Here is an 8867-nt window from a genome sequence, read left to right as displayed (position 1 = left end):
CCAGGGCGGTGAAGATATCAAAGACCCGTTTTCCGGTAAATCGCAATGCGGCTCCGCTTAAGTGAACAGCATTGCGCTCATGGAGCGGCTTTTTGCTGGGCGTCTCTCCCTTATGGCAGCTTGACCAGGGGTTGCTCGCGCAGCTCGGTGGCCCGACCGCCCTGGATCTTCTCCACCTGGGCCAGGGCCTGCTTCACCTCGTCGGCATTTTGCAGCAGGCGATAGGTCAGATCGAAGGTCTTGGTCTCCCCCGGCTGGATCTTGGGGACCAGCCCGAGCGGGCGCTGGTACTTGGTGCTGTAGGCATAGCTGGTACCGGGTTCGATGCCGGTCACATAGCCCTGGGCCCGGGTGTCGGTGTTCTTCCACAGGGTCAGCACCGGCAGCTGTCGGGTGTTGTAGCCCACTGCCACTCCGGCGTTGCCGGCCCGGTTGTTCAGCACTGCCAGGGTATTGCCGTCGGCGTCGCTGTAGGGCACCAGGTTGAACACCATCTCGTCGAAGCCCTTGGTGGGCCCCAGATAGGTTTGCCAACCCTTGAGTCCGGCCTTGGCGTAGTCATTGAACGGGGAGATCTGCTTCACCGGCGTGCTCACCCTGGATCCCTCCTCCAGAATGGGGGCCCCGAAGTTACCGTGATAGATGATCTGGTACTCGTTCTCGTAATCCGCGTGGTTGGTCAGCTTGTCCTGCAGGGCAAACTCCGCCTGACCGGGCACCACGCTCAGCTGGGTCCAGGTGACCAGTTCGCTCATCTTGAAGGTGCGCTCGTCCACCCGGCCCAGCACGTGGATGGCATAGGGCGACTCTTCGTCCACGGTCACGCTGACCACGGAGGCGGGAATGTTCTGCACCCGGCCATGGAGGCTCTTGAGGCGGCCGTCGTCATCCACTCCGGGATGACCCGTCCACTCGTAGCCGCAGCGCACCAGCATCTCGTTGAAGCCGTCGAGCCAGCCGAGGCCGCCACGGCTCTCGAGATCGATGAAAGCGGGGTTGACCACCTCCTTGACCGGTGAATCCCAGCCTAGGCGCAGATCCGCCGCCTTGACCTCCTTGATCCCCATGCCGCGGGTCGGCACCAGGGTGATCTTCATGACGCCGTTGTCGACGATGAGCAGATCCACCCCTTCCTGGCGGCCGCCGTGCAGGCGTTTCTTCTCGATGGTGAAGGGAACCGGGCTCTTGATGCCGAGCTTCTCGCTGGTGATCTTCCAGTCCCCCACATCCAGCCCTTGCTGGGAGTCGGTCAGCAGAAATTCGGCGGCGTGACCCGCGGTGGCGCCCAGGGCAAGCAGCACGGCAATGGAGAGTTTCTTCAACATGGATTTATCCTCGTGTCTCTTGTTTTTGTGAAAGCTGAATCGTTTCAGTGATCGAAAACTAGGCGTCTGACGCCCCGGACTCAAGAGACAAAAAGAGGAAATGTGAGCCGATTGACAATAAAAACGGCTTCAGCCCTGCTGAAATGAAGGCTGACTCACAGTTATGAAAGGAGGAAAAAACAGGCGGGCGCCGAGAGGGCGCCCCCCTCACCCCGCCCGCACCACATCAGGCAAGTGCCAGCGTCACCGCGGCTTCGGCGTGGATGGCGGTGGTGTCATAGAGAGGCACGGCGGCCTGGCACGCCCCCACCAGCAGGGCGATTTCAGTGCAACCCAGGATCACCGCCTGGGCACCGGCCTGTGCCAGATCGGCCATGATGGCCAGATACTCGGCCTGAGACGACTCGCGAATATCGCCGAGGCAGAGCTCGTCATAGATGATGCGGTGCACCCGCTCCCGTGCAGCGTCATCAGGCACCAGCACCTCCAGCCCGAAACGCTCCTGGAGCCGCCCCTTGTAGAAATCCTGCTCCATGGTGAAGCGGGTGCCGAGCAAACCCACCCGGGTCACCCCGTCGGCCTGGAGGCGATGGGCCGTGGCATCGGCGATGTGGAGCAGGGGAATGTCGATGGCGGCCTCGATCTCCGGCGCCACCTTGTGCATGGTGTTGGTTCCGATCAGCAGGAAATCGGCGCCACCGGCCTGGATGGCCCTGGCCTCGGCCGCCAGCAGACGGGCGGTGGCGGGCCAGTCACCGGAGTGCTGCAACCGCTCTATCCCGGCAAAATCCACGCTGCTCAGCAGCACCCGCGCCGAGTGCAGACCGCCGAGCCGCTCGCGTACCCCCCGGTTGAGGGCCTGGTAATAGCTGACGGTGGACTCCCAGCTCATGCCACCCAGCAGACCGATACATTTCATGGGATCTCCTTATGTAACCCGATGATGCAAACCAATGCCGCAATCCCTCAGGGGGCGCGTTTGATTGCACCGCCCCGGCAATAAAAAAGGCCCCGAAGGGCCAACAAGACAGCCGGTAAAGGCTCAGGCCGAGGCCTAAACCCAGATCATCAGCACGCAGGCCGCCGTGGCGAGCCCCATGCCCAGATTGAAACGACGCCAGCCGGTGGCGGTGCGGATGAGGCGGCGCACCTGGGCACCGAACAGCACCCAGAAGGCACCGGTATAGAGGCCGGTCACGAAGAAAATGCCGAGCACCCAGCCCGCGGACGGCCAGTAAGCCTCCCCCGCCAGGGTGAAGCCGCTGATGGCGGAGAGCGCCATCATCCAGGCCTTGGGGTTGAGCAGTTGCAGCATGGCCCCCTGATGGGCCGGGATGAGCGGCCGGTTCCCCTCCGCCGGGCCACTGGCGTTGGCCACCTTCCAGGCCAGCCAGAGCAGGTAGGCCGACCCCACCAGCTTGAGGCCGTCGTGCAGCAGGGGCAGACGCTCGAACACCACCCCGAGCCCCAGGGCCGTGGCCAGGATCATCAGGTTGATGCCCCCCACCACCCCCACCAGCAGAGGCACGGAGCGGCGAAACCCCTGGGCGGCCCCGGCACTGGTGAGCAGCATGTTGTTGGGGCCCGGCGTGCCACAGGTGATAAGGGCAAAGCCCGCCAGGGGGAGCAACCAGTTCAGATCCATCTCAACCTCGTTCAGATACGGCAAGCCTCCTAATATGCAGAGCCGACGCCCTGACGACAAGGTCAGCAATGCATTTTCTTTGCATGAATAATCAAGGTGCTGTTAATACCAGAGCATCACCACGCACAGGGCGGTCAAGGCACCCAGGCTGCCGTTGAGACGACGCCACCCCTTGTCCGAGTTGATCCAGCGGCTGAGCTGATGGCCAAACATCACCCAGGCGAAGCAGACCGGGAACCCCGCCATGGGGAAGACACTCATGATGCCCCACATGCTCGGCCAGTAGTCGCTCCCCGGCAGGCTGAACAGACTGATGGCCGAGATCCCCATCATCCACGCCTTGGGATTGAGGAACTGGAAGCCCAGCCCTTCAAGCAGGGTCAAGGGGCGGGCACGGCTGGCGGGATCTCCGGGGGCGCCTGCCACCGCGATGCGCCACGCCAGCCACAGCAGGTAAAGGCTGCCCAGCACCTGCAGGCTCAGCTTGAGCAGGGGCCAGCGCTCGAACAGCGGATAGAAGCCGAGCGCCAGCACCAGTTGCAGCACAGGCTGGCCCACCGCCACCCCGATGAGATGGGGCAGGGTGCGACGCACGCCGAAGTTGGCGCCGGACGCCGTCAACATCAGGTTGTTCGGCCCTGGCGTGCCGCAGGTGAGCAGGGCGAAGCCAAACAGGGTGGCATACCATTCGATGGTCATGGGGAGACTCCTTTCTCGCCACATTGTACCGATACAATGTGTGCTTGTTAGTTGTGTAAAGACTGATAATCACGCTATATTGCGGACAATCTTGGATCAATGGATTTATTGTCACCATGACAATCTGGACGCCCGACCTCACCCCTTTCGAGGGGCCCCTCTACCTCAAACTGGTCAAGGCCATCGAGCAGGCCATCTCCACCGGCATCCTCTCACCCGAGACCCGGCTGCCGACCCACAGGGCCCTGGCAGACAAGCTGGGGGTCACCGTGGGCACCGTCACCCGCGCCTACACCGAGGCGGAGCGACGGGGCCTGCTGGCGGCCCGGGTCGGGCACGGCACCTGGGTCAGGGGAGCGGCGGATCCCGCCAACGAATGGGTGATCCGCAATGAAGACAGCCAGCGCATCGAGCTGTGGCAGAACCTCCCGGTCCAGCTGGACAGGGGCGCCATCATCAGGCCCCTGCTCACCGAGCTGGCGCAGGGGGATCTCAACGGCCTGCTTGGCTATGACAAGGAGGCGGGACGCCCCGCACAGCGCCAGCTGTTTGTCGACTGGCTCGCCGAGCAGGGCATCACGGCGAGCGAAGATCGCCTGCTGTTCAGCCATGGTGCCCAGCACGGCATCATGCTGGCCCTGCTGGCCACCGGCTGCGTGGGAGAGACCCTGTTTTGCGAGGGACTGAGCTACCCCGGCATGCTGGGCAATGCACACCAGCTCAAGAATCAGGTGGTGGGACTGGCGATGGATGAGGAGGGACTGCTGCCAGAGGCGCTGGATGCCGCGTGCCGTACCCGCCGGGCCAAGCTGCTCTACCTCACCCCCACCCTGCAAAACCCCACCACGGCCACCATGAGCCTGGCGCGACGCGACGCCATCGTCGCCATCGCCCGTCGCCACGATCTGCTGATCGTCGAGGATGACGTCAACGGCCTGCTGCCCGAAAGTGCGCTCCCTCCCCTGGTCAACCTGGCACCGGAGCGGGTCATCTACCTCGGCAGTCTCGCCAAGATAGCCTGCGGCGGCCTGCGGGTCGGCTTCGTGTTGTCCCCTCCCGCCCTTCGTAACGGCTTCGCCCAGGCGATGCGGCTGTCGAGCTGGATGGTGAGTCCGCTGCTCATCGAGCTGGCCTGCAAGCTGGTGAGCCAGCGCCAGATCATGCCGCTCATCGAACACCAGCGAAAAATCCTGGCGCACCGGGGTGAGCTCCTGCGCCACCTGTTGCCGGGAGCACGCTGGCAGCCGGGGTCTATGCACGCCTGGCTGCCGCTGCCCGAGCCCTGGCGCAGCCAGGAGTTTGCGGAGGCCGCCAACGCCCTTGACGTGGGGGTCGCCAGCGGAGAACACTTCGCCGCCGGCCAGTTTGCCGCCCCGCAGGGAGTACGCCTCAGCCTGAGTCAGCCCGCCACCGACGCCCGCGTCGCCGAAGGGCTGGAGCGCCTCGCCGGGCTGCTGAGGGGCACGCCGCCCACCAATCCCCTGCTATAGTCATTGACCCTGGCACCCGAGGAACCTTCATGTCTGCCGTCCGTCCCGCCCTGCTGATCGCGACCCTGCTGCTGGGAGGCTGCGCCTCCCCGGCCCATCAACAGCTTGGCGCCGCCCTGAGCGGACTGGAGGGGGAGCTGACGCGGCTGGAGGAGGAGTTGGCAGCCATGAACGGCCTTCACTATCAAAAAGCCATCGACGCCCCGGTGGCGCTGCGCCGCTATCTCAAGGCCCCCGCACCGACGGCGGAGGGGCTGGTGCCCGTGCAGAGCTGGCTGCAAGATGGCCCTCTGCTGCGCTACGACTACCGACTGCCCGCCGGGATGACACAGCTGCCCACCGACAACCCCTGCCTGCGCTACGAGTTCGAGCTGCGCCGCCTCGGGCGCCTGGGCCAGCTCGAGCTCGCCTGGCAGGGAAAGTCGGGAGCCGGGGAGCTGCGTGTCCCCCAGCGGGACTGCCCCTTCTCGGCCAGGGGGCCCGGCCTTCAGTGATGCTTTCTTTGCCCTGCCCAAGGCTGGCACTGAGCCATTCCTGACCCAGGTGGGGTATTGACCCCCTCTGGCTCTCGCGGGAGAGTGGAGGCTAACTTTGAATCCAACCTCGCCACCCCCGACCGGCGAAGGAGCGTCAAAGATGCAGATCCTCCTCATCGAAGACGATGCCATGATGGGCTCGACCCTCACCCAGGGACTGAGTGATCTGGGGCTGCCCCCCACCGAGCTGTTCCACTGCAAAGAGATTGCAAGCCTGCCCGCCCTGCTGCGCCAGCACGCCTTCGATGCCATTCTTTGCCGCCAGTATCACCACCAGGCCCACGAGGGAGTCAGGCTGCTGCATGAAGCACAGCACCTGGGCCTGCTCGCGCCCGGCTGCGTGCTCCTGCTGCTGGAGCAGGACGAGGACACCGGCCAGTTCCCCCCCTCCGACCTCTATTTCGCCCTGCGTCTGGCCGTGCCCTTCACCACGGAGCAGCTGGCGCACAGCCTGCAAGCGCTGCTGGCACTGACCACGGTGACCCGCCCCCTGGCCCCCCCCATGGCGCTCAGGGAGTGGCGCAGCGCCTGCGCCCAGTGCGAGGATCTGCTTTACCGGCACGCCAGCCACAAGGGGCTGGAAGCACAGATGGACAGGGTAAAGGGCTACATGCTGCTGCAAGCCGGGGAACGGGTGCAGGCCGCCCAGCACTACGCCATCTGCACCACGGAGCACGATGCCTGGTGGCCACGCCAGGGACTGAACCAGGCTCTGCTCGGGCTGAACCGGGTGGAGAGCGCCCACAAGGATCTGGCCCGCAACCGGGAGCGACTGCCCCCCGTCATCCATCAGGCGCTGGTTCTCGCCTGCCAACTGCACGAGGCGCAGTGGGATCCTGCCTGGGAAACCTTGTCAGGCTTGCTGCAACGCTGCCCCTGGCAGCCGCAGTGGCGCCAGGTGGTCATTTTGCTGGCCTTGCTGCGAAGGGATGAAGGTCAGGTGCTGGCGCAGGCCAGCGATTTCATCCTGCGCTACTTCCCCAAACAGACGTTTCGCCACTCCGTCGAACGCTGCCTGCTGGATGCGACCCTGGCGGTGCTCTGGCATCCACCGGGAGAGGCCAGAGTTCATGAGCTGCAGCAGGCCCTGGAGGAGCTCGGCCAGCAGGCCGTGACCCTGCGGGCCCACGAGGAGGGGCTGCTGCGCGCCCTGATGCTGGGTCTGGATTATCGATTCGATGACGCCTTGATGCTGCTGGCCAAGCACCCGCCGGAGGCAGCGCGGGACAATCACCTCAACCAGTTGCTCGGAGTGGCCGTCAGCCAGTTCTGCGGGCTTCCCCACCATGCCCAGCGTTATCTGGCCCAGCTCGGCCAGTATCAGGGACCGGTGGCACAGACCCCGCTGCTGCAGGGGCTCATTTTGCAGGTGGTCGACGATCTGGCGCGGCAACTGGCGCAGCGGGAGCAGCAGCTGACCCAGCTGCGCGAGGAGCGGCAACGGGCCATGACCACGGGTCAGCTCCAGCTCGCCGTGCAGAGCGCACTGACCCTGCAGGAGCGATTCCCGGCCCAGGCGGGGGATGCCTGGCAACTGCTGGTATTGCTGACCCAGTGCTGGCCCGCTGGCATGGCGGCCCCGGCGGTGGCCCGCCTGGTGGACAGGCTGGAGCAGCGTCTCAACCACAGTGCCGCCTTCCTGGAACACTATGGGAACGCCTATCGGGAGACCCTGCAACAGGTGAGATCCCACCTGGCCCCCAAACTGCCGCCCCTCGGTCCCCATCAGGGCCTGTAGCCATCCAGGGCGGTGCATGCCGCCCTGGCAGGTGTGTTACAACAAGCCCCGCACCAGGATCCCCGCGATCAGCAGGGGGGCGACCAGCCGCCAGCACCAGAGCAGCGCACCACGCATCAGCGGCGAGAGATCCGCAGGCACAATACTGTCCCCCAGCTTCCAGCCAAGCAGCAGGGTCAGCACCAGACCGAACAGGGGCATCATCAGGTTGGAGGTGAGGTAATCCAGCAGATCGAACAGGGTTTTGCCAAACAGGGTGTAGTCCGCCCAGGGCCCGAATGACAGACTGACCGGAATGCCGCAGGCCATGATGAGCAGGGTCAGCACCCGGCAGGCATTGCGGCGCGACCAGCCCCACTTCTCGGTGGTGAAGCGCACCAGGTGCTCCAGCATGGAGATGGAGGAGGAGAGCGCCGCCACCAGCAGCAGCAGGAAGAAGATCACCGCCAGCCCCTGACCGAACGGCAGGTGGTTGAACACCGCCGGCATGGTCATGAAGGTGAGGCCGGGGCCGGCGGCAGGATCGATGCCGGTGGAGGCCAGCACCGGGAAGATCATCAGCCCCGCCAGCACCGAGATGCAGCTCGCCAGGGTGACCACCCAGACCCCGGAGCGCAGCGCCCCGTCACTGCTCGGCAGGTAGGCGCCATAGGTGGTGTGTACCCCGAGGCCAATGGAGAGGGAGAAGAACGCCAGCCCCAGGGCGTCGAGCACCCCCTGCCCCGTCAGGTGGGAAAAGTCGGGCATCAGGAACTGGCGTACCCCGGCCATGGCCCCCGGCATGGAGAGCCCGGTCACCACCAGGAGCAGCATCATCACGAACAGGGCCGGCATCATCCAGCGCAGCGCCCGCTCTACCCCCTGTTGCAGCCCTCCCTGCACGAACCACCAGGTGAGCCCGGCGAAGACGAGATGGGTGAGGGCCGGCCAGAGGGGATCGCTCACATAACCGGTAAAGAGTGCGGTGAGGGTGCTCGCCTCACTCAGGTTGAGCTCGCCGCCCACGGCCAGGGCCGCATAGCCGACGGTCCAGCCCCCCACCACGCTGTAGAAGCTGTAGATGAAGAAGCCACACAGGATCCCCATGTAACCCATCCAGCGCCAGTTCGGCCCCACCAGCTTGTGGAAGGCGCCGAGCACGCCGCGCTGGCTGCGGCTGCCGAGCAGGGTCTCCCCCACCAGCACCGCGACCCCCAGGGTGAAGCTGAAGAGCAGGAACACCAGCAGGAAGGCACCGCCCCCGTTGGTGGCTGTCACATAGGGAAACTTCCAGATGGCGCCAAGGCCGATCGCCGAGCCGGCGGCCGCCAGCACATGACCAATACGGGAAGACCACTGAACCTGGCTCATACAACCTCCGGGCAAGACAACATCAGTTCGATACTCCATGGCTAGACGCGGTGTGCGCCGCAACAAAAAAGGCCGCCTGAGGGC

General features: G+C 65.2%; 8 protein-coding genes. 3 read left to right on the top strand and 5 right to left on the bottom strand.

The window, feature by feature from the left end:
• Positions 1 to 110: 110 nt before the first annotated feature.
• The 4 genes from PG887_RS15575 to PG887_RS15560 all read right to left on the bottom strand — a co-directional run bounded on the left by PG887_RS15575 (position 111) and on the right by PG887_RS15560 (position 3669).
• Positions 111 to 1325, bottom strand: a complete 1215-nt coding sequence (locus PG887_RS15575; RefSeq protein WP_270822197.1) for an aldose 1-epimerase family protein — start codon at positions 1323 to 1325, stop codon at positions 111 to 113.
• 226 nt (positions 1326 to 1551) lie between these two features.
• Positions 1552 to 2244 carry an aspartate/glutamate racemase family protein gene (locus PG887_RS15570; protein WP_270822196.1) on the bottom strand — a complete coding sequence of 231 codons (693 nt, stop codon included), beginning with the start codon at positions 2242 to 2244 and terminating at the stop codon, positions 1552 to 1554.
• Between the two features lie 135 nt (positions 2245 to 2379).
• The gene (locus tag PG887_RS15565; protein WP_010672906.1) at positions 2380 to 2970 is read right to left on the bottom strand and encodes a LysE family translocator; all 591 of its coding nucleotides are present in this window, start codon (positions 2968 to 2970) and stop codon (positions 2380 to 2382) included.
• Between the two features lie 102 nt (positions 2971 to 3072).
• Positions 3073 to 3669 carry a LysE family translocator gene (locus PG887_RS15560; protein WP_039039402.1) on the bottom strand — a complete coding sequence of 199 codons (597 nt, stop codon included), beginning with the start codon at positions 3667 to 3669 and terminating at the stop codon, positions 3073 to 3075.
• Between the two features lie 116 nt (positions 3670 to 3785).
• On the opposite strand from PG887_RS15560, the gene PG887_RS15555 reads away from it, so the two are divergent.
• The 3 genes from PG887_RS15555 (at position 3786) to PG887_RS15545 (ending at position 7433) form a co-directional block, all read left to right on the top strand.
• On the top strand, positions 3786 to 5159 hold the full coding sequence (locus tag PG887_RS15555; protein ID WP_270822193.1) for an aminotransferase-like domain-containing protein: 1374 nt from the start codon (positions 3786 to 3788) through the stop codon (positions 5157 to 5159).
• A 29-nt stretch (positions 5160 to 5188) separates the two neighbouring features.
• Positions 5189 to 5653, top strand: coding sequence for a hypothetical protein (locus PG887_RS15550; RefSeq protein WP_201888901.1), 465 nt, complete (start codon positions 5189 to 5191; stop codon positions 5651 to 5653).
• A gap of 142 nt (positions 5654 to 5795) precedes the next feature.
• Positions 5796 to 7433, top strand: a complete 1638-nt coding sequence (locus PG887_RS15545) for a hypothetical protein (RefSeq protein WP_270822191.1) — start codon at positions 5796 to 5798, stop codon at positions 7431 to 7433.
• 36 nt (positions 7434 to 7469) lie between these two features.
• Here PG887_RS15545 and PG887_RS15540 read toward each other — a convergent pair whose 3' ends face one another.
• Positions 7470 to 8783 carry a sodium-dependent transporter gene (locus tag PG887_RS15540; RefSeq protein ID WP_270822189.1) on the bottom strand — a complete coding sequence of 438 codons (1314 nt, stop codon included), beginning with the start codon at positions 8781 to 8783 and terminating at the stop codon, positions 7470 to 7472.
• Positions 8784 to 8867 lie beyond the last annotated feature (84 nt).

It is taken from the genome of Aeromonas sp. QDB14, assembly GCF_027707845.1.
Taxonomy (GTDB): Bacteria; Pseudomonadota; Gammaproteobacteria; order Enterobacterales; family Aeromonadaceae; genus Aeromonas; species Aeromonas caviae.
Note: the sequence above shows the minus strand (reverse complement) of the source record. Positions and strands in the feature narration are given on the sequence as shown.

Coding starts and splice junctions, on each gene's coding strand:
- PG887_RS15545 (WP_270822191.1), top strand. CDS start 5,796: ATGCAGATCCTCCTCATCGAAGACGATGCCATGATGGGCTCGACCCTC.
- PG887_RS15555 (WP_270822193.1), top strand. CDS start 3,786: ATGACAATCTGGACGCCCGACCTCACCCCTTTCGAGGGGCCCCTCTAC.
- PG887_RS15575 (WP_270822197.1), bottom strand. CDS start 1,325: ATGTTGAAGAAACTCTCCATTGCCGTGCTGCTTGCCCTGGGCGCCACC.
- PG887_RS15550 (WP_201888901.1), top strand. CDS start 5,189: ATGTCTGCCGTCCGTCCCGCCCTGCTGATCGCGACCCTGCTGCTGGGA.
- PG887_RS15560 (WP_039039402.1), bottom strand. CDS start 3,669: ATGACCATCGAATGGTATGCCACCCTGTTTGGCTTCGCCCTGCTCACC.
- PG887_RS15565 (WP_010672906.1), bottom strand. CDS start 2,970: ATGGATCTGAACTGGTTGCTCCCCCTGGCGGGCTTTGCCCTTATCACC.
- PG887_RS15570 (WP_270822196.1), bottom strand. CDS start 2,244: ATGAAATGTATCGGTCTGCTGGGTGGCATGAGCTGGGAGTCCACCGTC.
- PG887_RS15540 (WP_270822189.1), bottom strand. CDS start 8,783: ATGAGCCAGGTTCAGTGGTCTTCCCGTATTGGTCATGTGCTGGCGGCC.